This is a genomic window from uncultured Microbacterium sp. (assembly GCF_900078385.1).
GTDB lineage: Bacteria > Actinomycetota > Actinomycetes > Actinomycetales > Microbacteriaceae > Microbacterium.
The window spans coordinates 1-24,088 of record NZ_FLQR01000006.1 but is presented as its reverse complement, the minus strand read 5'-3'; the positions used below and the strand labels follow the sequence as shown (position 1 = coordinate 24,088).

The following is a 24,088-nucleotide window of genomic DNA, read 5'->3' as shown; positions in this document are numbered from 1 at the left end:
CGCTCGGTCCGCCCTCGTCCGGCTCAGAAGTCGGTGTGGCCGAGGTCCGGTCGCGCCGCGAACCGCACCTCCGCGCGCGCCGCGTGCAGCTCGAAGACGATCAGCTCATTCGTGCCGGCGCGCAGCACCGCTGCGGGGACGTAGAGCGTGTGCTGCGGACCGCGCGACCAGTAGCGGCCGAGGTGGAACCCGTTGATCCACACGATCCCCTTGCCCCACGAGGAGGTGTCGAGGTAGAGGTCGGCGGCCGCATCCAGCTCGAACCGGGCGCGGGCGAAGGACGGCCCCGGCACGGCGGCCCCGTCGAGCGGTCGCAGCGCGTCGCGCACGGCATCCGGCGAGTCGAGACGAAGCGTCAGCACGTCCCAGCCATCGACGACCTCGCCGCCGACGCGCACGTCGCCGATGAGACCCTTCGGCTCGCCGATCCGGGGGCCGTAGTTGACTCGGCCCTGGTCCTCGACGAGCAGCTCGAGAGTCCCGCGGGCACCGTCCGGCAGGGCGAGGGCGGTGTCGTGGTGATCGCGCGCCAGCACGCCGACGGGTGCACCGCCCAGGGAGACGAGGGCCCGGTCGCGGACCTCGTCGACCTCCAGCACGGCTGCGCCGTCGACGGCGATCTGGGTCCGGTAGAGCGCGAACCCGGTGAAGGCGCCCAGGGCGTCCATCGTCGGGACCGCCTCATGACGGCTCCACTCGCCGAGCGCATCGACGACGTCGGCCAGCGCGACGACGTCGGTGAGCGCCGCCGTCGGTGTCGGCGCGGGGAGAAGCTCCGACGGCACGTCGTCCGGCACGGCGGCGTGCTTCGCGATCACCTCGCGGAAGGCCCAGTACTTCTCGGTCGGCGCGCCGGCCTCATCGAGCGGTGCGTCGTAGTCGTAGCTCGTGATCAGCGGCTGGTAGACGCCCTTGTCGTTCGCACCGTTGGTGAGCCCGAAGTTCGTCCCCCCGTGGAACATGTAGAGATTCACCGACGCGCCGGCGGCGAGCAGATCGTCGAGGTCGGCGGCCGACTGCGCGACGGAGGTCGTGTGGTGGTGCGCGCCCCAGTGGTCGAACCAGCCGTCCCAGAACTCCGAGCACATGAGGGGACCGGTGCTCTGGTGCCGGCGCAGCGTCGCGAGGCGCTCGACCGAACGCGATCCGAACGACGCCGTCTTGTGCAGGCCCGGAATGCTGCCGGCCTCGAGCATCTCGGGCGTCGGCTGGTCGACCGTCGTGAACGGGACCGTCAGGCCCACCGCCCGGTTGATGTCGACGAGGCGCTCGAGGTAGGTGGCATCCGAGCCGTACGCGCCGTACTCGTTCTCGATCTGCACGAGGATGACAGGGCCGCCCCGGTCGATCTGGCGGGGGACGAGGACGGGCGCCAGCTGCTGCAGATAGCGTTCGATCGCCGCGAGATACTGCGGCTCGTTGCGGCGCACCCCGACGGTGCCCGACCGGAAGAGCCACGCCGGCAGACCGCCGTTGTCCCACTCGGCGCAGATGTAGGGGCCGGGGCGAACGATCGCGTACATGCCCTCGGCGGCGACCTCGTCGAGGAACCGGCCGAGGTCGAGCCCGCCGCTCAGGTCGAACGCATCCTCCTGGGGAGCGTGGGCGTTCCAGGCGACGTACGTCTCGATGGTGTTGAGTCCCATCTGCCGCGCCTTGCGGATGCGATCCCGCCACTGGTCCGGGTGCACGCGGAAGTAGTGCAGCGCACCGGAGAGGATGCGGAAGGGGCGGCCGTCGAGCTCGAACTGCTCGTCGCCGATGCGGAAGTCGGGCATACGGCCCTCCGGGGATAGATGAAGACAGGGGGAGTGGGGGATGCGGCGACCCGGAGGCCGCCGCATCCCCGTGCGGGCGGGCCTACTCGACCGTGAAGCCCTGCTGGTCGCCGTACTCGATGAGCTGGTCCTGCCACGTCGTCAGACCCTCGTTGAGGTCGCCCGAGTTGAGGTAGGACTGCCCGACGGTGTCGCCGAAGATGCTGTTGGCGTACACCTGGTAGGGGAGGTACTGCCAGCCGCTGGGCACGTTCTTCGCCGCGTCGACGAGCACCTCGTTGATCTTCTGCCCGCCGAAGTACTCGGGAGCCTTGGCGAGGAACTCGTCGGACTCGAGGTCGGCGGTCGTGGCGGGGAAGCCGCCGGAGGCGAGGAAGACCTCGATGGATGCCGGGTCGGCGTTGAGCCACTTGAGGAACGCCGCCGCGAGCGCCGGGTTCTTGCTCTGCTTCAGGACGACCTGGCCGCCGCCGCCGTTCTCGGCGGTCACGGGCGTGCCGTCGTAGGTCGGCATGGGCGCGACGCGCCAGTCGCCGGCGGCGTCGGGCACCGACGACTCCAGCACGCCGGGCATCCAGGCGCCGGTCAGCAGCGTCGCGATCGAGCCGTCGCCGAGCGCGCGGTACCACTCGTCGCTCCACCCGGGGGTGGTGGCGAGCAGGCCGCCGTCGACGAGGCGGTTCCAGCTCTCCGCCCACTTCTTCGACCCCTCGTCCTGCAGGTCGATCGAGACGTTCGTGCCGTCGGCGGTGAACGGGTGGCCGCCGGCCTGCCAGATCATGCTCGTCGTGAAGCCGGCGTCGCCGGTGTCGGAGGTGATGTACGCCTTCGGGTCGGCGGTGTGCAGCTTCTCGGCGGCGGCGACGTACTCGTCGTAGGTCGTCGGGACCTCGATGCCGTACTTCTCGAACACGGTCGCGTTGTAGAACATGGCCATGGGGCCGGAGTCCTGCGGCAGGCCGTAGACGGCATCCCCGACCGTGACGGCGCCCCACGGGCCGGGCGTGTACTGGTCCTCCAGATCGGCGAAGCCGTACGGCGCGAGGTCGACGAGGGAGTCGGACAGCGCGAACTGCGGAATGGCGTAGTACTCGACCTGTGCGACGTCGGGCGCGCCCGAGCCGGCCGTGATCGCGTTCTGCAGCTTGGTGTACTCCTCGGTGTTGGTGCCCGCGTTGACGAGCTTCACGTCGACGTTGGGGTACGCGTCCTCGAACGCGGCGACCTGCGCCTCGGCCGACGGGGTCCAGCTCCAGTAGGTGATCTCGCCGCCGGCTTCGAGAGCCGCCTCGAGCTCGTCGGCGCTGGCGCCGGGCTCATCGGCGGGAGCGCCGCTCGAGCTGCAGCCGGCGAGGGTGAGACCGAGCGCGACGACGGATGCTGTGGCCACGGCGATCGTGCGTCGCCGTGAGCGGGTGATGGTCGACATCATTGTTTCCTTTCGGGATTCACTTCGTTGTAAATGGAGTGGGCAGGACGCCCGGGAAGGGATCGTGGGGGACCGTCACTGCTTGACGCTTCCCGCGCTCAGGCCGGACTGCCAGAAGCGCTGCAGGAAGAGGAAGGCGACGACGATGGGGATGATCGTGAGGAGCGAGCCGGTGATCACCAGGTTGTAGATCGGCTGGGCGGCGACGCCGCTCGCCTGCGCGCTCCACTGGCTGAGGCCGACCGTGAGGGGGTACCACGTGGGTTCGCTGAGCATGATGAGGGGCAGGAAGTAGTTGTTCCAGGTGGCGACCACCGCGAACAGCAGCACCGTCACGATGCCCGGGGCGAGCAGCCGCAGCGAGATCGTGAAGAAGGTGCGGAACTCTCCCGAGCCGTCCATGCGCGCCGCCTCGAGCAGCTCGGTCGGGACGGCGTCGACCGCGTACGTCCAGATCAGGTAGAGGCCGAACGGGCTGATCAGCGACGGCAGGATGACGGCCCACGGCGTGTTGGTCAGTCCGAGCTGGCTGAACATCAGGAACGTCGGCACGGCGAGGGCCGTGCCCGGGATCGCGATGGCGCCGAGGACGACCGCGAAGACGGCGCGCCGGCCGGGGAAGTTGTACTTCGCCATGCCGTACCCGGCCACGGTGGCCAGCAGCGTGGCGCCGCCGGCGCCGACGACGACGTAGAGCAGGGTGTTGCCGAACCACTGCACGAAGATGCCGTCGCGATAGGTCACGGTGTCGACGATGTTCTGCCAGAGGTTGAAGTCCGACCCGAACCAGAGTCCGAACGTCGAGAACAGGTCGCTCTGGTCCTTCGTGGCGTTGATGAGCAGCCAGGCCAGCGGCACGATCGAGTAGATGACGAAGACGGCCATCACGATCGTCAGGACGATGGACTTGCGCTGCCGGGAGGGGCTGCGCCGCACGTAGTTCGGGCGCTTCGCCGCCGAGCGCGTGCGGGTGGTGGTCACGGGTGCGATGGTCTCGGTGCTCATCTCAGCGCACCTCCTGTCGGGAGCCGCGCAATTGCACGATGTAGGCGATCGTGGCCGTGATGACACCCATCACGATCGCCACGGTCGCGGAGTAGTTGAACTGCTGGCCCGCGAAGGAGAGGTTGTACGCGTACATGTTCGGCGTGAAGTAGCTCGAGATCACGTTGGGGGCGAGGCTCTTCAGCAGGTTCGGCTCGTTGAACAGCTGGAAGCTGCCGATGATCGAGAAGATCGTCGCGATCACGATCGAGCCGCGCAGCGACGGGATCTTGATGTCCGAGATGATGCGGAACTGTCCGGCTCCGTCGATCTCCGCCGCCTCGTACAGGTCTGTCGGGATGACCTTCAGCGCGGCGTAGAAGATGAGCATGTTGTAGCCCATGAACTCCCACGTCACGATGTTGCCGATGGATGCCAGGATCCAGTCGGCGCTGAACGGTCGGAGCATCTCGAACCCGATGAGGTCGTTGATCGACCCCGACAGGCCGAACTGGTTCCCGTAGATGAAGCCCCAGATGAGCGCGGCGACGACCCCGGGCACGGCGTAGGGCAGGAAGATCGCGATGCGGAAGAAGCCGGTGCCGTGCAGTCGCGCGCTGTCGATCGCGAGCGCTGCGACCAGAGACAGGGCCAGCATGATCGGCACCTGGATGAGGAGGAACAGCGTCACGCGCAGCAGCGACTCCCAGAACTTCGCGTCCTGGAAGAGGGCGATGTAGTTCTCCAGTCCCACGAACGCGGTGCCCCCGACGAGCTGCTGGCGGAAGAGGGTCAGGATCACCGCATAGACGACGGGGGCCACGAGGACGGCGAGGAAGACGATCATGAACGGGCCGACGAAGGCCCAGCCCCGCCAGTCCCGCCGCGTGCGGTTCGGACGTGGAGGGAGCTCCCGTAGCGCGGGGGGTGCTGACGCCGTCGTCATCATCAGAGTCCGTTCGTTGACTTGAAGAATGTTTACGCGAACATTTCGGGGGCGAGCCTAACATGTTTACGCAACCATGCAATAGTGATGACATCGGGTTCGCAACGAGGCAAGGACGACATGACGCAGACGGACGGCACGCCCCACGCGCGGCCCAAGGCGGCGTCCATGGCCGATGTGGCCCGCCATGCCGGCGTGTCGTCCCAGACCGTCTCGCGGGTCGCGAACGGCCTGAGCAACGTCGACACGTCCACCCGGGAGCGGGTCCTGGCATCCATGCGCGCCGTCGGCTACCGGCCCAACGGCGCGGCCCGGGCGCTCAAGTACGGGCGGTTCCACACCGTGGGCGTCATCATGTTTACGCTCGAGACGCTGGGCAATGTCCGCACGCTGGACGCCATCGCGACCGAGGCCGCGGCCGCCGACTACAGCGTCACGCTCATGCCGGTGCCCGACCCGACCATGGGCGCCGTCACCGGTGCGTACCGGCGCCTCAGCGAGCAGGCGGTGGACGGGATCATCATCATCTTCGAGGCGTCGCTGCTGGACCGGGTGGAGATCACGCTCCCTCCGGGTCTTCCCGTCGTCGTGATCGACTCGAACGCGGGCTCGGGGTTCACGGTCGTCGACACCGACCAGGCGCTCGGGGCGCGGCTGGCCACCCAGCACCTGCTGGACCTCGGTCACCGGCAGGTGTGGCACATCGCCGGCCCGCGGTCATCGTTCTCCGCGGGGCATCGCGCCGATTCCTGGCGCGCGACGCTCGAGCGTGCGGGCATCCGGCCGCCCGAGCTGCAGCACGGCGACTGGTCGACGGACTCCGGCTATCGGATCGGCCTGGAACTGGGGAAGCGTCCCGAGGTCACGGCGATCTTCGCCGCCAACGATCAGATGGCGCTCGGCGCGATGCGTGCGCTTCACGAGCTGGGCCGCGACATCCCGGGAGACGTCAGCGTGGTCGGCTTCGACGACATGGACGAGGCGCGCGCCTTCTGGCCCCCGTTGACCTCGGTGCGACAGAACTTCCGCGAGGTGGGACGCGTGGCGATGGAACGCCTGCTCGAGCAGATCGCCGATCCGGATCAGACGGCCGAGACCACCCTCATCCCGACGGAGCTCATCGTGCGCGACAGCAGCGGACCCGCTCCGGCGTGAGCCTCGGCGTCACCATCCCGGCGCGAGCACGCCCGCGGCCAGCACCATGATGCCCGCGACCGCGCCCGACACGGTGGCCCCGGCGAAGAGGGCACGCTCCACGTGCCGGCGCCGACGGGCGGTGGCCGGGTCGGGGCTGACCGTCCCGGTCGACGCCTTCGCGGATGCGAGGGACCCGTAGCGTCCGATCGGCTGTGCGCGGGAGTCGAAGGCGACATAGCTGCCGTCCGCCGTGGACTCGACGAAGCCCACGAACTCCCCGCGCCGACTGCCCACGACGAGCCCGTCGTCGACGGGTGCCCAGGTGACGATCGGCAGCGAGTCCAGCAGTGCAGTGCTCATGGGGGCCTCTCTCGGGCGGTGCGGACGTGTCCGGGTTTCTCACATGGATTGGTATCTCAATTGGTAAGTTACTTGCTTAGTGAGTTACTTGCAAGTCGGATATAGTCGTCGCACGTCGCCGGTACGGGCCGACGGGAAATGAGGCCGCGCATGACCGAGAATCCTCCGTCATCCCGCGCGTACTGGTACCCCGAGGATGAGACGCGGGCTCTGCGCGTCGGCGTCCTCGAGGCGCTGCGGATGTACCGGGCGGCGGAGACCGCCATGCGGCGGCGCACGCAGCAGTCCATGGCGATGGGCGAGAACGAGCTTCTCGTCCTGCGTTTCATCACGCGCGCGTCGGGACGCGGCGAGCAGGTGACGCCGATCGACCTGGCGCGCTACCTCGGTCTCAGCACGGCATCCATCACGGCGCTCGTGGACCGCCTGGAGCGCAGCGATCATGTGCGACGGCAGCCGCATCCCACCGACCGGCGGAAGGTCATCATCACCACGACATCGCAGACCGAGGACGAGATCCGTGCGACTCTCGGGCAGATGCACGCCCGCATGCACGATGCGACGGCGGCCGTCACGGCGGACGACGCGAAGGTGATCATCGGCTTCCTCGAGCGGATGCGGGCGGCCGTCGACGAAGTCGATGCCCACGCGCCCGGTGTGTCGCGGCGGAAGAATGCACGACGGCCCGCCGATACGTGAAAATGATCACGTCTTATAGAGACCTTGTCGCTGGGTGAAGGAGGCGGGGCGCATGCCATACCGTACGAAGGAAACGCTGGAGATCTGGCTCGAGGAGTTCTACACGCTCGGGCACGCGATGGCGGAGACGCTGAAAGTCATGCCGCAGGACGGCAGCGAGGGTGCCGACACGGGGCTCGTCGGCATCACGCTGATGAGTGCGCAGACCATCACCTACATCCAGCCGGAGCCCCCGGGCTCCACGAACTGGATGATCACGTTCGAGGCGCGCGATACCGCGGTGGTGCTCGATGCCGACGGCGCGCTGCGGTTGTCGCAGGAGCTCGCCGTCGTATCGGAGCTGTGCCGCTTCCTCCAGACGAGGTCCGAGGCGTACATGGCCGGCGGCGGCGAGGACTGACCCTCTGCCCTAGCAGGGTGGGCCGCCGTCACCGGCCGTGCGGGTGAACGAGACCGAGGCGGGCCCGCGGGCGCCCGGCGGGAGCCGCAGGACCCCGACCGCACCGTCGCCCCCTCGTATCGACCGCAGCAGTTCGGCCTGCTCGCGCGGCAGGTAGAGCAGGGTGATCGTGTAGTTCGTGTCGACCGGGAGCACACGGGGCGTCAGGGTGGTCCGCGTGCGCCAGGTCGTCGCACTGGTCCAATCGGCGACCTCCGTGGCGCGGTGAGTGCCCCACTTGTCGCGCACCCAGATCCAGAGCGGGTAGTCCAGGGACTGCTCGGCGCTGCCGGTCAGTTCGATGCACGAACGGTCCGACACGAACTCCGCGCCGTCGACCTGGATCAGCCGCTCCGGCCCGCGGTCGAGCACGGCACCGAGCTGCCCCGCGGCCACCAGGACGCCGACGAGCACGATCGCCAAGGGCACCACCACGCGCTCCGCCCACCAGCGGGGCGCCCGCAGGAACGCCCAGGATCCGCCCCTTCGGGCGGGAGCCCCCGTGCTCTCCTCAGCTCGAGCCGCCGGTGTATCGCTGCTCATGTCGGAATGGTCTCACGGGGTGACCGGGGGCGCACCTGCCTCGGTGCTGCGGGTCAGCTGATGCGGGTGTCGCCGGGTGATGACACGCGAAGCCACCGGAACCCGAAGGCCGCGAGCTCGATCTCCAACCGGCCTCGTGGGTCGAGCGTCAGGCGCTCGGTGCCGTGCAGGTCGAAGAGGACGGTGCCTTCCGGGACGGGACCGAGGTCGAGCGCGACGCGCACCGGCACGTCGGTGAAGTTGTGCAGCGCCACCATGCGGCCGACGTCCGAGCTCAGCTCGTGCGCCAGCACCCCGGACGCGTCATGGTCGAGGACGCGCGGAGTGCCCCATCCGATCTCGGGCGATGTGCGGTAGCGGTTGATCAGCTGCTGCACGAACCTCAGCAGCGATCCGTCGTCGGCGCGCTGCTGCCGCGCGTTGACGTGGTCGGGGGCGTAGCCGTCGGTGGGGATCGGCGCGACGAGGCGACCACGTGCCGCCTGCGAGAACCCCCCGTTCTTGCCGTCCGACCACTGCATGGGGGTGCGCACGGAGGCGCGCCCCGGAACGTCGGGGTTCTCGCCCATCCCGATCTCCTCCCCGTAGAACAGGACCGGCGTGCCGGGCAGCGAGAACAGCAGGCTGTAGACCATCCGGATGCGGCGCGGGTCGCCGCCGAGCATGGTCGGCAGGCGACGGGTGATCCCGCGGCCGTACACGCGCTGCGCCTCGTCCGGCGCGAACACGTCGAACACCTCGGCGCGTTCGGCATCCGTCAGCTTGTCCAGGGTCAGCTCGTCGTGGTTGCGGACGAAGTTCGCCCAGCCCGCCTCCGGCGGCACCTCCGGCCGGGAGCGCAGCGCCTTGACGAGGGGCGCGGGATCGTGACGGGCCAGGGAGAGGTAGAGGGCCTGCATGCCGATGAAGTCGAACTGCAGGTCCAGCTCCCCGCCGCGCGCGCCTCCGAAGAACTGCACCTGCTGCCTGTACGGCACATTCACCTCGCCCAGCAGCGCGGCATCGCCGACGCGGCGCTGGAGGAAACGTTTGAGGTCGCGGAGGAGCTCGTGCGGGTCGCCGACGTCGACGCCGTCAGGCGGTTCGATGAAGAACGGCACGGCGTCCAGACGGAAACCGGAGACGCCGAGCGCCAGCCAGAATCCGATGGTCTTCGCGATCTCGTCGCGGACGCGCGGATTCGCGACGTTCAGGTCGGGCTGGTGCCGATAGAAAACGTGCTGGAAGTACTGCCCGGTGCGCTCGTCGTACTCCCAGACGCTCGCCTCCTCGCCCGGGAACACGGTCGGCTCCTCCTTGGCGGGCGGCGCGTCGCGCCACACGTAGAAGTCGCGGTACGGGGAGGTGCGACTGCGACGCGCCGAGACGAACCAGGGGTGCTTGTCGGAGGTGTGGTTCACGACGAGGTCGATGATGACGCGCATCCCGCGATCGCGGGCGGTGCGGATCACCTCGACGAAGTCGCCGTGGTTCCCGAGGCGCGGGTCGATCCCGTAGAAGTCGCTGATGTCGTAGCCGTCGTCGCGGTCGGGCGTCGGGTAGAAGGGCATGAGCCAGAGGCACGTGACGCCCAGATCGGCCAGATAGTCGATGCGCCGCGCGAGGCCCGCGAAGTCGCCCACCCCGTCGTCGTCGCCGTCCATGTACGTCTCGACGTCGAGGCAGTAGACCACTGCTGACTTCCACCACAGATCGCTCGTGTCGGTGATCTTCACAGCGCCCTCCTCACCGCGGGGAGCAGCTCGCGTTCCGCGCGCTCCAGGAACCTGGATTGGTCGGGCCCGATGCCGTGGAGGTACACGCGGTCGAAGCCCAGCCGGACGAGTTCCGCGATGCGTTCGGCCACCCGCGCGGCGTCGCTGCCGAGGATGGCTCCCGCACGCAGCGCGTCGTCGGTGGGGTCGCCGGCCAGCGCATCGAAGTCTTCGGGCTGCTCGATGTCCCACAGCGACTCGTGGATGACGCTGTGCCGCCACTGATCGCGTGCGACCGCGAGCGCCGCCTCCTCGGAGTCTTCGAGTGCGATGTGCACCTGGAGTGCCCGCGGTCCCCGGCCGCCGGCATCCCGGTAGGCGGCGAGGACACCCTCGAGCACGTCCCGCGGCTGCGCGACCGTCGCCAGACCGTCGGCCCACCCGGCTGCCCAGGCCGCGGTCTCCGCGGTGACCGCAGCGCCGAGGAGTGGCGGCGGGGTGGCGGGGAGGCTCCAGACGCGGGCGCGATGCACCTCGATCTCGCCGCTGCGTGTCACCTCGTCGCCGGCCAGAAGCGAGCGGATCACGTCGACCGATTGGATCAGGCGCTCGTTGCGGCGCGGTTTGGGCGGCCACGCATCGCCGGTCACGTGCTCGTTCACGGCCTCGCCGCTGCCGAGCGCGGCCCAGAAGCGGCCCGGGAACATCTCCTCGAGCGTCGCGATCGCCTGGGCGGTGATCACCGGGTGGTACCGCTGGCCGGGCGCCGTCACGACGCCGAAACTGAAGGAGGTGGATGCCAGGGCCGCTCCGAGCCAGCTCCAGGCATAGCCGGACTCGCCCTGGCGCACGCCCCAGGGCGCGAGGTGGTCGGAGCACATCGCGGCGTCGAACCCGGCCTCTTCGGCGCGGATCACCGCCGCGAGGAGTCGTCCGGGCGGAAGCTGTTCGTGGGAGGCGTGGTATCCGATGAGCACCATGGCCGCGAGTCTTCTGGGTGCAGGGAACCTGCTCAAGGCTCTTGCGCCACGAGCCGGCGCGGCTTATGGGGCGGGAGGCGGCGCCGCGCCCTGACGGCGGACCCGAGCGCGCTGCGGCGCCCCGGTAGGCTGGCCGGGTGATGGAGAGCAAGGCCGAGGGAACCAACGCCGGCGCGCTGTGGGGCGGACGATTCGCGTCCGGGCCGTCGCCCGAGCTGGTCGCGCTCAGCAGGTCGACCCACTTCGACTGGGTCCTCGCGCTCTACGACCTCGCCGGCTCCCACGCCCACGCGAAGGCGCTCGCCGCCGCGGGCTACCTGACGGCCGATGAGGAAGAGCGCATGCACGCGGGGCTCGATGCCCTGGCCCGTGCGATCCAGGACGGCAGCCTCGTCGCACAGCCCGGCGACGAAGACGTGCACGGCGCGCTGGAGGCCGCCCTCATCGCGGAGATCGGGCCGGAGCTCGGCGGGAAGCTGCGGGCGGGACGCAGCCGCAACGACCAGATCGCGACGCTCGTCCGCATGTACCTGCTCGACCACGCGCGGGTGATCGCCCGCGACATCCTGCGCCTCATCGACGCCGTGGTCGCGCAGGCCGAGGCGCACCCGACCGCCGTCATGCCGGGCCGCACCCACCTGCAGCACGCCCAGCCGATCCTCCTCGCCCACCACCTGCAGGCCCACGCGTGGCCGCTCGTGCGCGACCTCGAGCGGCTCCGCGACTGGGCGGCGCGCGCGAGCGTCTCGCCCTACGGCGGGGGAGCGCTCGCGGGCGCGACCCTCGGCCTCGACCCGCAGCTCGTCGCATCCGAGCTGGGGCTCGCCCGCCCCGCCGAGAACTCCCTCGACGGCACGGCCGCGCGCGACGTCGTGGCGGAGTTCGCCTTCATCGCCGCGATGATCGGCGTCGACCTGTCCCGCTTCGCCGAGGACGTCATCCTCTGGAACACGCGCGAGTTCGGCTTCGTCTCCCTCGATGACGGCTACTCGACGGGCTCGAGCATCATGCCTCAGAAGAAGAATCCCGACATCGCGGAGCTCGCCCGCGGCAAGGCGGGGCGGCTGATCGGGAATCTGTCCGGGCTGCTCGCGACGTTGAAGGGTCTCCCGCTCGCGTACAACCGCGACCTGCAGGAGGACAAGGAGCCGGTGTTCGACTCCGTCACGACCCTCGAGGTCGTGCTGCCGGCCTTCGCCGGCATGGTCGCCACGCTGCGCTTCGACACGGAGCGGATGGCGACTCTCGCGCCCGCGGGGTTCTCGCTCGCCACGGATGTGGCCGAGTGGCTCGTCAAGCGCGGGGTGCCGTTCCGCGACGCGCACGAGATCTCGGGTGCCCTCGTGCGGGCGTGCGAGGAGCGGGGGATCGGACTGGAGGATGCCGACGACGAGCTCCTCGAGCGGGTGTCCGCGCATCTGACGCCGGCCGTGCGCGACGTGCTCACCGTCGACGGGTCCGTCTCGAGCCGCACGGGTGTCGGCGGGACCGCCCCGGTCCGCGTCGCGGAACAGCGCGCCGAGCTCGCGGCGCGCGCGCAGGCGGCCGTCCACGCCCTGGGGCTCTGAGCTGCGTCGACTGATATCCACGCGATATAAGCCTTGGGCTGATATTCCATCCACATAAGCGATACGCTTATCGCATGACCATCGCCGTGATCGCCGACATCGTCGGCTCGCGCGAGCTGCCGAACCGGGATGCCGCGCAACGCGCGATCGAGGACGCGATCGCGCGCGTCGACGCGGAGCATCCTGCCGCCGACCGTGCGCTCACCGCGACCGTCGGAGACGAGTTCCAGGGGGTCTACCGCACGCTGCCGGAGGCGCTGCGGTCGCTGCTCCTGCTCCAGCTCGCGCTTCCCGACGGCATCCAGTGCCGGTTCGGCGTCGGCGTGGGAGAGGTCGGCGCCGTCGACTCCGCCCAGGGAGCGATCTCGGACGGGCCGGGGTGGTGGGCGGCGCGCGACGCGATCGAACAGGTGCACCGGATGGAAGACCGCGCCGTGCCGAGCGCGCGCACGCGCATCGTCGGAAGCCCGGGGGAGGATGCCGACATGGCCGCGCAGATCCTTTACGCCAACGCGTACCTGCTCGCTCGCGACGAGATCGTCGGCGCGATGAGCGCTCGCGCGCGCCGTCTCACCTACGGGCGCTGCCTGGGCGTGACGCAGCGCGACCTCGCCCGGACCGAAGGCATCACCCAGTCCGCGGTCTCGCAGGCGCTCGCGGGTTCCGGTGCCGCGCCCGTCGTGGCAGGATTCCGTGCCCTGGACGAGGGGGTGAGCCGATGATCGGCGCCGGCATCGTCCTCCTGTGCGTCGGAGCGGCCGACCTCATCCGCCTGTACGCGTCGCGCGGGTGGCGGATCGTCTGCTTCGCCGTCGCCGCCCTCCTCGTGCTGCTCGGCTCCGCGGGCGCGGATGCCGCTGTGTGGAGCTTCGTCGGCTTCGCCGTCGCGGCCGTGTGGGTGCTGGCGACGCCCGAGCGGCGCGGGGGCAGGGCCGGTCTCTGGCCGGTCGTGCTGGTGGCAGCCGTGTGCCTGGCGGCGGTCGCGCAGACGGGTGCGCGCAGCGCGCAGGGTCCGCTCGGCGCCCTGTGGCCGGAGCGTTCGCCGCTCGGCGCGGTGAGCCTCGATGTCGCCGTGCTCGTCCTGGGCGCGGTCGTGTTCCTGCTCGAGTCCGGCAACGTGATCGTGCGCGCCGCGCTCCGCGGCGGCGACGTGCCCGCGGAGGAGGATCGCCCGGTGCTCAAGGGCGGCCGGCTGATCGGCCCGCTCGAGCGAGCGCTCGTCTTCGCCCTGACCCTCACAGGCGCCTTCACGCTCCTCGCGGCGGTGCTCGCGGCCAAGGGCATCGTGCGCTTCCCGGAGATCTCCCGCGACGGCGACGGCGGCACACGCGCCGAGTACTTCCTCGTGGGGAGCCTCGTGAGCTGGGTCACGGCCCTGGTCGCGGCGTTCCTGGTGTGGTGGGGCGGCGTCTGACCGCTGCGGCCGACCGCCGCTGATAGCCTGAAGCGCGTGTCATTCGAAGCCCTGACGACGGCCGTCGTCGCCAACGATCCCGCGTTCGAGAACGTCTGGGACGAGGTGGTCTGGCGTGGCCTGGTCCACGTGTCCACCGACCAGGAGGCGCTGCGCGCCCTGCTCGGCGGCGCCCCGGTCACGTACTACTGCGGCTTCGACCCGACGGCCCCGAGCCTGCACCTCGGGAACCTCGTCCAGCTGCTGCTGCTCCGGCGTCTGCAGCTGGCCGGACACAAGCCGCTCGGACTCGTCGGCGGATCCACGGGTCTCATCGGTGATCCGCGTCCTTCCGCCGAGCGCACGCTCAACACGAAGGACACGGTCGCGGAGTGGGTCGGCTACCTCCGCTCACAGGTCGAGCGCTTCCTGAGCTTCGAGGGCGACAACGCGGCCCGCATGGTCAACAACCTCGATTGGACGGCGCCGCTGTCGGCCATCGACTTCCTGCGCGAGATCGGCAAGCACTACCGCGTGGGCACCATGTTGAAGAAGGATGCCGTCGCTGCCCGACTGAACTCGGACGCGGGCATCAGCTACACGGAGTTCAGCTACCAGATCCTGCAGGGACTGGACTACCTCGAGCTGTTCCGCTCGTACGACTGCCTGCTGCAGACCGGTGGCAGCGATCAGTGGGGGAACCTCACGAGCGGGGTGGATCTCATCCACCGCGTCGAGGGCGCGCACGTCCACGCGATCGGGACACCGCTGATCACGAACAGCGACGGCACCAAGTTCGGCAAGAGCGAGGGCAATGCGATCTGGCTCGACCCGGCTATGTGCAGCCCGTACCGGATGTACCAGTTCTGGCTCAACACCGACGACGCCGACGTCATCTCGCGGCTCAAGGTCTTCACGTTCCTGACGAGCGCGGAGATCGGCGAGTTCGAGCGGCTCGTGGCAGAGGAGCCGTTCCGCCGCGCCGCGCAGAAGCGGCTCGCGCTGGAGGTCACGGCGACGGTGCACGGGCTCGACGCGACGGCCAAGGTCATCGCGGCATCCGAGGCCCTCTTCGGCCAGGGTGACCTCACCACATTGGATGCGGAGACACTGCGCACCGCGGTCGACGAGCTGCCGCACGCCGAGGTCCCCGCTGGAACGCCCGTCGTCCAGGCGCTCGTCGACACGGGTCTCGTCGCCAGTCTGAGCGAGGGCCGGCGCGCCGTCGCGCAGGGCGGCGTGTCGCTGGACGGCGTGAAGGTCGACGACGAGACGGCCGCGGTCACCGGAGCGCTGCCCGGTGGGGTGTCGGTGCTGCGCCGCGGCAAGAAGACGCTCGCGGGCGTTCTCGTCAGCCAGGCCTGAGCCGGCGGATGCCGTTCACGCCGGCGCACGCGGTCATCGCGCTGCCGTTCGTCCGGACGCCGCTGCTTCCGGCGGCCGTCGCCGTCGGCGCGATGGCGCCCGACCTTCCGCTGTTCCTGCGCGGCACGCCGCTGACCTACCAGGTGACCCACACGAACCTCGTCGTCACCGTGGTCCTCGCGTTCGTCCTGCTCGCCGGCTGGTACCTCGTGCTGCGACCTGCGGTGCGTGAGTTGATCCCGCGCGTTCTCGCCGCACGGCTTCCGCGGGAGTGGGATGCCGGCGGCCTCTCGGTCATCCGCACGGTGAGCGCCCCGCGGGAGCGCGCGGCGCGTCCGATCTGGGGTGACGCCGTGCGGTTCCCCATCCTGCTCGTCGTGTCGCTGCTCATCGGGGCGCTGAGCCACGTCGTCTGGGACGCGTTCACGCATGAAGGACGCTGGGGCGTGGAGCTGGTCCCCGCTCTGGCCGCGGAGTGGGGCCCGCTGTCCGGCTACAAATGGCTGCAGCACGGTTCCAGCATCTTCGGCGTGACGGTGCTCGCGATCTGGGGTCTGATCTGGGTGGCGCGGCGTGGCGGCGATGGGGCCGTCGACCGCTCGTTGCCGGACGGGGTGCGGTGGGCGTGGGGGCTGTCGCTTCCCGTGATCCTCGCGATCGCCTGGTTCACGGGGCTCGCCGCCCGGGGACCGTTCACCGAGGCGTTCACGCCGCAGCATCTCGGCTACCTCGTCCTGCCGCCCGCGTGTGCCGTGTGGGGCGTCATCACGATCGTGCTGTGCGTGATGGTCCAGGTGCTCCGGCGACGCTGAGGCTCAGCCCCGCCACGCGGGTTCGTCCTCGCCCCAGGGGCGCGGCGCGGCGAACTGCTCGGGCCCGCCGGCGTAGGTCACCGCCGGGGCGGCGGTGACGACGTCGACCCCCGCGACGCGGAACCGCTGCGTGTGTCCGCTTGTGTCGAGGGCGATCGGCGACACGTCGCCGATCGCGCGCGGCCGCCCCAGAAGTTCGGCCGCGATGCGACGCAGACTCGTCTCCGCGAGCCACGAGCCGCCGGCCGAGGCGCGACGCCCGAGAAGCCCGATGATCGCGGCGGCCAGGAGGTACCCGGCGGAGTGGTCGAGGGCCTGGGCCGGCAGCGCGCCGGGCGTCGTGCCGTCGGCGGATTCGATCATCGCGATCCCGCACGCCGCCTGCACGATGCTGTCGAAGCCGCGGGACTCCGGGACGCCCCACGCGGAGAGGCGGGCGACGACCACGCCGGGCGCGCGGTCGGCGAGCGCCGCGGGGGAGAGTCCCAATCGGTCGAGGCCGGCGGGACGGTAACCGAGTACGACGACATCGGCCGAGGCCAGGAGCTCGAAGAGCCGAGCGTCGCCGGCGGGGGAGGCGACGTCCAGAAGCGCCGAGCGCTTGCCGTGTCCGGTGTCGAGGTGCTGCGCGGCGATCTCGGGCAGATGCGGCGGATCGAGGCGCAGCACCTCGGCGCCCAGCAGAGCGAGCGTGCGCGTGCAGACCGGACCGGCGATCACGCGGGTGAGATCGAGTACCCGCACCCCGGCGAGCGGCGCCTCCGGACGGGGATGCGGCAGAGGCCGCGCCGGTGCGTCGCCCAGCCGTCGCGTCACGACGTTGCCTGCCGATCGCGAGCGTGCGTCGGCGGCAGGGTCCTCCGGGCGCACTGCGGCGCAGATGCCGCCGGCCGAGACGATCCGCTCGGTCGCATGGTCGGCGTCCGTTCGCTTCAGTGCGTGTGCGACGCCGTCCCGGTCCGCGTCGTCGGCGAGACCGAGCGCCCGGCGGAGTGCGGCGGCATGGTGGGGGTAGTTCCCGTGGGTGCGCACCCACCCGTCCGCCGTTCGGAAGAAGCCCGACAGCTCGGCGAAGGCCGTCGGCTGCGCGCCGTCGATCCGCAGATGACGCTCGCTCGAGTACGCCGTCGCGATGCGCACGGGGTCGAGCCGCGGTTCGCCGCCGGTCAACCGTGCGGCGGCGCGCGTCGCGGCCAGCACGCTGGCAGCCGCAAGCCCGCCGACGTCAAGGCGTGCCGCCAGCGGGACCGCGCCCGAGAGATCGGCCTCGCCTCGTCGCCGCTCGTCCATGCGTCGACGCTATCCGGCGGCGGTGAGGTTGTCACCGCCGCCCACGACCGCGGAAACATGCGGGAAACGAGCGCGACACGCCCGGGGTGCGCGCAGGATTTGCCCAACCCGCAGGAGCCACGTAACTTATTACTTGTTCGCCCCACAGGGAAGCGGAGAGGCCGAGAGCCTTACCCCCCTCAAGCGGAGAGCCACCCCCCAGTTCACAGCCACTCTTGAGTGCGCCAGACCCCCGGGTCTAAACTGGAGGTTCCCACTCCTCGAAAGCTTGTCGATGAGTGCTGCCGGAGACGCTGAAAACAGTCACGGACAGCCGATTTGACACGCTGAGCGAGAGGGATAAGATAGAGAAGTTGCCCCGCGGGCCGGCTGAAACGCCGAGACGCAGGGCGCCTGATCTAGCTTCGTGAGATGTCGTCACTGACAGCTGCTCTCGACTTCGAGTCGAGAAACGCCGATTTGACAAGCGGATCACGAAGTATAAGATAGAGAAGTTGCCCTGCGGGCAAGGCCGAGAGGCTGAGCAGCAGGAGCATCCGATCCTTGAGAACTCAACAGCGTGCACTTGTCAAATGCCAAATAACCTCGTTCCAGCTTCGGCTGGAAGAGATTCCTTTGGATCAAAGTCCGACCTTCGGGTCGGCAACGGATAGTCAGCAATGACATTCATTTGGTCAGATCAAACTCGCTCGGTCGAACCTATTCCGGTCCGATCGCAGCAAAATTCTTTTACGGAGAGTTTGATCCTGGCTCAGGATGAACGCTGGCGGCGTGCTTAACACATGCAAGTCGAACGGTGAAGGAGAGCTTGCTCTCCGGATCAGTGGCGAACGGGTGAGTAACACGTGAGCAATCTGCCCCTGACTCTGGGATAAGCGCTGGAAACGGCGTCTAATACCGGATACGAGCTGCGAAGGCATCTTCAGCAGCTGGAAAGAACTTCGGTCAGGGATGAGCTCGCGGCCTATCAGCTAGTTGGTGAGGTAATGGCTCACCAAGGCGTCGACGGGTAGCCGGCCTGAGAGGGTGACCGGCCACACTGGGACTGAGACACGGCCCAGACTCCTACGGGAGGCAGCAGTGGGGAATATTGCACAATGGGCGCAAGCCTGATGCAGCAACGCCGCGTGAGGGACGACGGCCTTCGGGTTGTAAACCTCTTTTAGCAGGGAAGAAGCGAAAGTGACGGTACCTGCAGAAAAAGCGCCGGCTAACTACGTGCCAGCAGCCGCGGTAATACGTAGGGCGCAAGCGTTATCCGGAATTATTGGGCGTAAAGAGCTCGTAGGCGGTTTGTCGCGTCTGCTGTGAAAACCCGAGGCTCAACCTCGGGCCTGCAGTGGGTACGGGCAGACTAGAGTGCGGTAGGGGAGATTGGAATTCCTGGTGTAGCGGTGGAATGCGCAGATATCAGGAGGAACACCGATGGCGAAGGCAGATCTCTGGGCCGTAACTGACGCTGAGGAGCGAAAGGGTGGGGAGCAAACAGGCTTAGATACCCTGGTAGTCCACCCCGTAAACGTTGGGAACTAGTTGTGGGGTCCATTCCACGGATTCCGTGACGCAGCTAACGCATTAAGTTCCCCGCCTGGGGAGTACGGCCGCAAGGCTAAAACTCAAAGGAATTGACGGGGACCCGCACAAGCGGCGGAGCATGCGGATTAATTCGATGCAACGCGAAGAACCTTACCAAGGCTTGACATATACGAGAACGCTGCAGAAATGTAGAACTCTTTGGACACTCGTAAACAGGTGGTGCATGGTTGTCGTCAGCTCGTGTCGTGAGATGTTGGGTTAAGTCCCGCAACGAGCGCAACCCTCGTTCTATGTTGCCAGCACGTAATGGTGGGAACTCATGGGATACTGCCGGGGTCAACTCGGAGGAAGGTGGGGATGACGTCAAATCATCATGCCCCTTATGTCTTGGGCTTCACGCATGCTACAATGGCCGGTACAAAGGGCTGCAATACCGCAAGGTGGAGCGAATCCCAAAAAGCCGGTCCCAGTTCGGATTGAGGTCTGCAACTCGACCTCATGAAGTCGGAGTCGCTAGTAATCGCAGATCAGCAACGCTGCGGTGAATACGTTCCCGGGTCTTGTACACACCGCCCGTCAAGTCATGAAAGTCGGTAACACCTGAAGCCGGTGGCCCAACCCTTGTGGAGGGAGCCGTCGAAGGTGGGATCGGTAATTAGGACTAAGTCGTAACAAGGTAGCCGTACCGGAAGGTGCGGCTGGATCACCTCCTTTCTAAGGAGCATCTGGCACCCTCGGGTGTCCAGGCCCCTGATCAGAGCGAATGTCTCTGCAGGGAGCTCATGGGTGGAACATTTGACAAGGTGCCGGAAGACGAACTCCGAACTCAGTACGCTGCTTGCAGCTGGAAAGGTTCGGTGCGAGTCAGCCGGCACATGCACGCTGTTGGGTCCTGAGGGACCGGATGCGCTCCGATCTACGGATCGGGAGCAGACGAACCTCAGGACCTTTTCTGATTGCCATCACGGCAACGGGAGAGGTACCGCCCGTACTTTGAGAACTACACAGTGGACGCGAGCATCTTTGAACTGACGCAAGTCAGTTCATATAGATGATCTTAAAGATCATTAGTCAATTTCGAGTCGGACTTCGGTCCGGACCGATTCTTGATAAAACTCATGTGATTTCAAGTCTTTAAGAGCAAACGGTGGATGCCTTGGCATCTGGAGCCGAAGAAGGACGTAGCAATCTGCGATAAGCCTCGGGGAGTGGATAAGCACACTTTGATCCGAGGATCTCCGAATGGGGAAACCCCGCTGGGCGGCTTGCCGACCCAGTGACTCCCGCCTGAATATATAGGGCGGGTAGAGGGAACGTGGGGAAGTGAAACATCTCAGTACCCACAGGAAGAGAAAGCAACCGCGATTCCGTTAGTAGTGGCGAGCGAAACCGGAACAGGCTAAACCGAGTACGTGTGATATCCGGCAGGAGTTGCGTATTCGGGGTTGTGGGACTTTTCAGGCTGCTCTGCCGAGCAGCCGGCGTTACAAGAAGGTATAGACGAACTGGATTGAAAGCCAGGTCATAGAGGGTGCCAACCCCGTAGTCGAAATGCCTCTCTTGACGCGAAGAGTATCCCAAGTAGCACGGGGCCCGAGAAATCCCGTGTGAATCTGTCAGGACCACCTGATAAGCCTAAATACTCCCAGATGACCGATAGCGGACAAGTACCGTGAGGGAAAGGTGAAAAGTACCCCGGGAGGGGAGTGAAATAGTACCTGAAACCGTTTGCTTACAAACCGTTGGAGCCTCCCTAGTAGGGGTGACAGCGTGCCTTTTGAAGAATGAGCCTGCGAGTTAGCGATACGTGGCGAGGTTAACCCGTGAGGGGTAGCCGTAGCGAAAGCGAGTCTGAATAGGGCGATTCAGTCGCGTGTCCTAGACCCGAAGCGAAGTGATCTATCCATGGCCAGGTTGAAGCGACGGTAAGACGTCGTGGAGGACCGAACCCACTTAGGTTGAAAACTGAGGGGATGAGCTGTGGATAGGGGTGAAAGGCCAATCAAACTTCGTGATAGCTGGTTCTCTCCGAAATGCATTTAGGTGCAGCGTTGCGTGTTTCTTGCCGGAGGTAGAGCTACTGGATGGCCGATGGGCCCTACAAGGTTACTGACGTCAGCCAAACTCCGAATGCCGGTAAGTGAGAGCGCAGCAGTGAGACTGTGGGGGATAAGCTTCATAGTCGAGAGGGAAACAACCCAGACCACCAACTAAGGTCCCAAAGCGCGTGCTAAGTGGGAAAGGATGTGGAGTTGCCTTGACAACCAGGAGGTTGGCTTAGAAGCAGCCACCCTTGAAAGAGTGCGTAATAGCTCACTGGTCAAGTGATTCCGCGCCGACAATGTAACGGGGCTCAAGCACGCCACCGAAGTTGTGGCATTGACATTATTGGTAGGCCTTCGTGGTCCAGCCGTGTTGATGGGTAGGAGAGCGTCGTGTGGCCAGCGAAGCGGCGGTGTGAACCAGCCGTGGAGGCCACACGAGTGAGAATGCAGGCATGAGTAGCGAAAGACGTGTGAGAAACACGTCCTCCGAAAGACCAAGGGTTCCAGGGTCAAGCTAATCTTCCCTGGGTAAGTCGGGACCTAAGGCGAGGCCGACAGGCGTAGTCGATGGACAACGGGTTGATATTCCCGTACCGGCGAAGAACCGCCCAAGCTAATCCAGTAGTGCTAAGTGTCTGAATCCCAGTGACCGATCCCTTCGGGGTGACGCTCTGGGCCTAGCGCACGACCCCATTCTGGTGCGGTTAGCGTATTAACAGGTGTGACGCAGGAAGGTAGCCCAACCCGGGCGATGGTTGTCCCGGGGCAAGTGCGTAGGCCGAGAGATAGGCAAATCCGTCTCTCATTAAGGCTGAGACACGATGCGGATAAAAAGTGGGTGATCCTATGCTGCCAAGAAAAGCATCGACGCGAGGTTCTAGCCGCCCGTACCCCAAACCGACTCAGGTGGTCAGGTAGAGAATACCAAGGAGATCGAGAGAATCGTGGTTAAGGAACTCGGCAAAATGCCCCCGTAACTTCGGGAGAAGGGGGGCCTTCGACGTATAAGGACTTGCTCCGAAAGCGTTTGGAGGCCGCAGAGACTAGTGGGTAGCGACTGTTTACTAAAAACACAGGTCCGTGCCAAGTCGCAAGACGATGTATACGGACTGACGCCTGCCCGGTGCTGGAAGGTTAAGAGGACCGGTTAGCCGCAAGGCGAAGCTGAGAATTTAAGCCCCAGTAAACGGCGGTGGTAACTATAACCATCCTAAGGTAGCGAAATTCCTTGTCGGGTAAGTTCCGACCTGCACGAATGGCGTAACGACTTCCCAACTGTCTCAACCGCGAACTCGGCGAAATTGCATTACGAGTAAAGATGCTCGTTACGCGCAGCAGGACGGAAAGACCCCGTGACCTTTACTATAGTTTGGTATTGGTGTTCGGTGTGGCTTGTGTAGGATAGGTGGGAGACTTTGAAGCAGGGACGCTAGTTCATGTGGAGTCATTGTTGAAATACCACTCTGGTCACTCTGGATATCTAACTTAGAACCGTAATCCGGTTCAGGGACAGTGCCTGATGGGTAGTTTAACTGGGGCGGTTGCCTCCCAAAAAGTAACGGAGGCGCCCAAAGGTTCCCTCAACCTGGTTGGCAATCAGGTGGCGAGTGTAAGTGCACAAGGGAGCTTGACTGTGAGACTGACAGGTCGAGCAGGGACGAAAGTCGGGACTAGTGATCCGGCAGTGGCTTGTGGAAGCGCTGTCGCTCAACGGATAAAAGGTACCTCGGGGATAACAGGCTGATCTTGCCCAAGAGTCCATATCGACGGCATGGTTTGGCACCTCGATGTCGGCTCGTCGCATCCTGGGGCTGGAGTAGGTCCCAAGGGTTGGGCTGTTCGCCCATTAAAGCGGTACGCGAGCTGGGTTTAGAACGTCGTGAGACAGTTCGGTCCCTATCCGCTGCGCGCGCAGGAAGTTTGAGAGGATCTGACCCTAGTACGAGAGGACCGGGTTGGACGAACCTCTGGTGTGTCAGTTGTTCCGCCAGGAGCACCGCTGATTAGCTACGTTCGGGATGGATAACCGCTGAAAGCATCTAAGCGGGAAGCCGGCCTCAAGATGAGACTTCCATGCCTTCGGGCGAGAGGCTCCCAGCCAGACTACTGGGTTGATAGGCCAGATGTGGAAGCGTGGCAACACGTGCAGCTGACTGGTACTAATAAGCCGATGACTTGATAACACACCGTTTTTGGTGCTTGCGTCCACTGAGTGGTTCTCGATGTACGGTCGAGAACCGCATGACAATGACTTTGTTGTGCAGACTGAAACATCAATAGTGTTTCGGCGGCCATAGCGAGAGGGAAACGCCCGGTTACATTCCGAACCCGGAAGCTAAGCCTCTCAGCGCCGATGGTACTGCAGGGGGGACCCTGTGGGAGAGTAGGACACCGCCGGACTTCTTTCGTGAAATGGCCACCCATCGTTGGGTGGCCATTTCTCGTTAACGCGCGTGAGAGGATCCGAGACCGATGACAGATGAAGAACGCCCCCGCAATGACGGTGGCAAGCCCCGGTACTCCTCCGACGCGCGCTCGCGCCAGAACCGTCCGCAGCGCGACGGCGGCAAGCCGAGCACACCCCGCGATGGCGAGCGGAAGCCTTACGTCAAGCGCGACGGTGACAAGAAGCCCTACGCCCCTCGTGACGACGAGCGGAAGTCGTACCCGCCCCGAGACGGTGAGCGGAAGTCGTACGCCCCGCGTGACGGCGAGCGTCGTTCGTACCCGCCCCGCGATGGTGAGCGGAAGTCGTACCCGCCTCGCGATGGTGAGCGGAAGTCGTACCCGCCCCGTGATGGTGAGCGGAAGTCGTACCCGCCGCGCGATGGCGAGCGGAAGGCCTACCCGCCCCGCGATGGCGAGCGCAAGTCGTACGCCCCGCGTGACGGCGAGCGTCGTTCGTACCCGCCCCGCGATGGTGAGCGGAAGTCGTACCCGCCCCGCGATGGCGAGCGGAAGTCGTACCCGCCTCGCGATGGGGAGCGGAGGTCGTATCCGCCTCGTGACGGTGAGCGTCGTTCGTACCCGCCCCGCGATGGCGAACGGAAGTCGTACCCGCCCCGCGACGGTGAGCGGAAGTCGTACCCG

At 66.6% G+C, this 24,088-nt stretch carries 17 protein-coding genes and 3 rRNA genes; 11 read left to right on the top strand and 9 right to left on the bottom strand.

Annotation, left to right across the window (positions count from 1 at the left end; translation table 11 throughout):
• Positions 1-23: 23 nt before the first annotated feature.
• The 4 genes from QZL85_RS05025 to QZL85_RS05010 form a co-directional block, all read right to left on the bottom strand.
• Entirely contained in the window at positions 24-1,778 is a 1,755-nt protein-coding gene (locus QZL85_RS05025) for a beta-galactosidase (protein WP_295574423.1), read from the bottom strand.
• Between the two features lie 82 nt (positions 1,779-1,860).
• Positions 1,861-3,210 (bottom strand): sugar ABC transporter substrate-binding protein, encoded by a 1,350-nt coding sequence (locus QZL85_RS05020; RefSeq protein ID WP_295574421.1) that lies wholly within the window; start codon positions 3,208-3,210, stop codon positions 1,861-1,863.
• Positions 3,211-3,282: 72 nt separating this feature from the next.
• Positions 3,283-4,092 (bottom strand): carbohydrate ABC transporter permease, encoded by an 810-nt coding sequence (locus QZL85_RS05015; RefSeq protein ID WP_295575633.1) that lies wholly within the window; start codon positions 4,090-4,092, stop codon positions 3,283-3,285.
• 121 nt (positions 4,093-4,213) lie between these two features.
• Positions 4,214-5,137, bottom strand: a complete 924-nt coding sequence (locus tag QZL85_RS05010; protein WP_295574420.1) for a carbohydrate ABC transporter permease — start codon at positions 5,135-5,137, stop codon at positions 4,214-4,216.
• A gap of 120 nt (positions 5,138-5,257) precedes the next feature.
• On the opposite strand from QZL85_RS05010, the gene QZL85_RS05005 reads away from it, so the two are divergent.
• Positions 5,258-6,292: a LacI family DNA-binding transcriptional regulator gene (locus QZL85_RS05005; protein WP_295574419.1), complete on the top strand. Its 1,035-nt coding sequence runs from the start codon at positions 5,258-5,260 to the stop codon at positions 6,290-6,292.
• A 9-nt stretch (positions 6,293-6,301) separates the two neighbouring features.
• Here the strand turns inward: QZL85_RS05005 and QZL85_RS05000 are convergent, their stop codons facing one another.
• A complete protein-coding gene (locus tag QZL85_RS05000) occupies positions 6,302-6,634 on the bottom strand; it encodes a peptide ABC transporter permease (protein ID WP_295574416.1) in 333 nt (110 codons plus the stop codon).
• Positions 6,635-6,784: 150 nt separating this feature from the next.
• On the opposite strand from QZL85_RS05000, the gene QZL85_RS04995 reads away from it, so the two are divergent.
• Together QZL85_RS04995 and QZL85_RS04990 are read left to right on the top strand one after the other, a co-directional pair.
• Positions 6,785-7,333 carry a MarR family winged helix-turn-helix transcriptional regulator gene (locus tag QZL85_RS04995; RefSeq protein ID WP_295574413.1) on the top strand — a complete coding sequence of 183 codons (549 nt, stop codon included), beginning with the start codon at positions 6,785-6,787 and terminating at the stop codon, positions 7,331-7,333.
• A 52-nt stretch (positions 7,334-7,385) separates the two neighbouring features.
• Positions 7,386-7,733 carry a hypothetical protein gene (locus QZL85_RS04990; RefSeq protein WP_295574412.1) on the top strand — a complete coding sequence of 116 codons (348 nt, stop codon included), beginning with the start codon at positions 7,386-7,388 and terminating at the stop codon, positions 7,731-7,733.
• A gap of 9 nt (positions 7,734-7,742) precedes the next feature.
• Here the strand turns inward: QZL85_RS04990 and QZL85_RS04985 are convergent, their stop codons facing one another.
• The 3 genes from QZL85_RS04985 to QZL85_RS04975 form a co-directional block, all read right to left on the bottom strand.
• On the bottom strand, positions 7,743-8,207 hold the full coding sequence (locus QZL85_RS04985; RefSeq protein ID WP_295574409.1) for a hypothetical protein: 465 nt from the start codon (positions 8,205-8,207) through the stop codon (positions 7,743-7,745).
• A 161-nt stretch (positions 8,208-8,368) separates the two neighbouring features.
• A complete protein-coding gene (locus tag QZL85_RS04980; RefSeq protein WP_295574405.1) occupies positions 8,369-10,030 on the bottom strand; it encodes an alpha-amylase family protein in 1,662 nt (553 codons plus the stop codon).
• Entirely contained in the window at positions 10,027-10,989 is a 963-nt protein-coding gene (locus QZL85_RS04975) for a TIGR03885 family FMN-dependent LLM class oxidoreductase (protein WP_295574402.1), read from the bottom strand. Before QZL85_RS04975 ends, QZL85_RS04980 begins: the two co-directional genes overlap by 4 nt.
• A 140-nt stretch (positions 10,990-11,129) precedes the next feature.
• Between QZL85_RS04975 and argH the strand changes: the two genes are divergently transcribed.
• The 5 genes from argH to QZL85_RS04950 all read left to right on the top strand — a co-directional run bounded on the left by argH (position 11,130) and on the right by QZL85_RS04950 (position 16,127).
• Positions 11,130-12,557, top strand: a complete 1,428-nt coding sequence (gene argH / locus QZL85_RS04970; RefSeq protein WP_295575630.1) for an argininosuccinate lyase — start codon at positions 11,130-11,132, stop codon at positions 12,555-12,557.
• 74 nt (positions 12,558-12,631) lie between these two features.
• The gene (locus tag QZL85_RS04965) at positions 12,632-13,279 is read left to right on the top strand and encodes a SatD family protein (RefSeq protein WP_295574400.1); all 648 of its coding nucleotides are present in this window, start codon (positions 12,632-12,634) and stop codon (positions 13,277-13,279) included.
• On the top strand, positions 13,276-13,971 hold the full coding sequence (locus QZL85_RS04960) for a hypothetical protein (RefSeq protein ID WP_295574397.1): 696 nt from the start codon (positions 13,276-13,278) through the stop codon (positions 13,969-13,971). Before QZL85_RS04965 ends, QZL85_RS04960 begins: the two co-directional genes overlap by 4 nt.
• Positions 13,972-14,007: 36 nt before the next feature.
• On the top strand, positions 14,008-15,315 hold the full coding sequence (gene tyrS, locus QZL85_RS04955) for a tyrosine--tRNA ligase (protein WP_295574395.1): 1,308 nt from the start codon (positions 14,008-14,010) through the stop codon (positions 15,313-15,315).
• An 8-nt stretch (positions 15,316-15,323) separates the two neighbouring features.
• Positions 15,324-16,127, top strand: a complete 804-nt coding sequence (locus tag QZL85_RS04950; RefSeq protein WP_295574393.1) for a DUF4184 family protein — start codon at positions 15,324-15,326, stop codon at positions 16,125-16,127.
• 3 nt (positions 16,128-16,130) lie between these two features.
• On the opposite strand, the gene QZL85_RS04945 is transcribed toward QZL85_RS04950, so the two are convergent.
• Positions 16,131-17,417: a CoA transferase gene (locus QZL85_RS04945; RefSeq protein ID WP_295574391.1), complete on the bottom strand. Its 1,287-nt coding sequence runs from the start codon at positions 17,415-17,417 to the stop codon at positions 16,131-16,133.
• Between the two features lie 728 nt (positions 17,418-18,145).
• Between QZL85_RS04945 and QZL85_RS04940 the strand changes: the two genes are divergently transcribed.
• The 3 genes from QZL85_RS04940 to rrf all read left to right on the top strand — a co-directional run bounded on the left by QZL85_RS04940 (position 18,146) and on the right by rrf (position 23,398).
• Positions 18,146-19,667 (top strand): 16S ribosomal RNA (locus QZL85_RS04940).
• A gap of 410 nt (positions 19,668-20,077) precedes the next feature.
• A 23S ribosomal RNA gene (locus QZL85_RS04935) occupies positions 20,078-23,181 on the top strand.
• Positions 23,182-23,281: 100 nt separating this feature from the next.
• Positions 23,282-23,398, top strand: a 5S ribosomal RNA gene (gene rrf, locus QZL85_RS04930).
• Together the 16S, 23S and 5S rRNA genes form the textbook arrangement of a ribosomal RNA operon.
• The last annotated feature ends 690 nt before the right edge of the window (positions 23,399-24,088 follow it).